The organism is Vibrio sp. OPT18, from assembly GCF_015163615.1.
Taxonomy (GTDB): domain Bacteria; phylum Pseudomonadota; class Gammaproteobacteria; order Enterobacterales; family Vibrionaceae; genus Vibrio; species Vibrio coralliirubri.
The window spans coordinates 1-1,153 of sequence record NZ_JADDYK010000119.1; the positions used below are offsets into that span (position 1 = coordinate 1).

At 44.1% G+C, this 1,153-nt stretch carries 1 protein-coding gene; it reads right to left on the reverse strand.

What is annotated here, in order from left to right:
* Window positions 1-29: 29 nt before the first annotated feature.
* Window positions 30-1,153, reverse strand: a 1,124-nt coding sequence (locus IQQ51_RS26515; RefSeq protein WP_193842567.1) for an IS3 family transposase, incomplete at its 5' end; no start/stop codon positions are given.

A 1,153-nucleotide genomic window follows, 5' to 3' on the forward strand; every position in this document is an offset into this window, starting at 1 on the left:
TTTTTTTTACAATTTAGTAACCTTAATGATTACGCTGCACACTTTTCAGGGTTCAAGTACACCTTATCGATATAACTCCAGTCTCTCGTCTGCCGACTCCATCTGCTTGGGTGAGTCAATTGAGCACGGCGGTAGACTTGCATACGCTGTCGGAGAATTTCATTATCATCGCCGCAATGCCTCTGCTGAGGTTTTACATACTTTATGCCACTGTGTTTATGCTCATTGTTATACCAATCAACAAAATTACCAACCCAACACCGAGCGTCTTCTATAGAAGAAAACCCATCCATTGGCCATGAAGGACAATACTTTATTGTTTTGAATAACGACTCAGAGTATGGGTTGTCATTGCTTACTCTTGGCCTAGAGTAAGAGCTTATGACCCCAAGGTCATGCATCTTTGCAAGCATGGTGTAACTTCTCATAGGAGCACCGTTGTCAGAGTGCAAAGTAATGTTGCCTTGCACACACTTTTCCCGCCATGCTGTTCTTTGGAGTAACTCCGCTGCGTATTCGCCTAGCTCCTGATCATACACTTCTGCACCTACTACTTTTCTACTGAAGATATCCATTATCAAATAAAGGTAATAGTGCTTCCCTCGTATTTTCGATGGCAGATAACTGATACCCCAGCTCCATACCTGATTTGGTTTGCAGGCTTTTTGAACCTTTGGTCGAGAAGGGCTTGTTCCAGCTTTGTTACGAGTTCGCTTACCTAGCTGGTTGTTTGCTTTTAATACACGATAAAATGTGGACGCTGAGGCAATATAAATGCCTTCATCAGCCAACATTGGAACGATGAGATTCGGCGGTAAATCGGCATACTCTGGTGTATTGCAGATATCTAATATCTGCTGCCTTTCGGCTTCTGATAGCTTATTATGAGGCTCGTGCTGCCGAGGATGCTGACGCATATCACTTGTGACTTCAGCAGAGTTCTCTGTCCAACGCTGAAACGTTCGTATTGATAACCCAACGGTGGAGCAAGCCTTTGTCTTTGTTGCCCCTTTACGTACAGCGTCATCAACAAGTGTGATTATTTTTAGCCGCTCTGAGATAGGAATCAGTCTTCCTCGCTGGTTTCCCAGAGGGCATTGAACTTTTCCCGCAAAACCAGTAGAGCAGCTGTTTCGGCAAGTGCTTTCTCTTT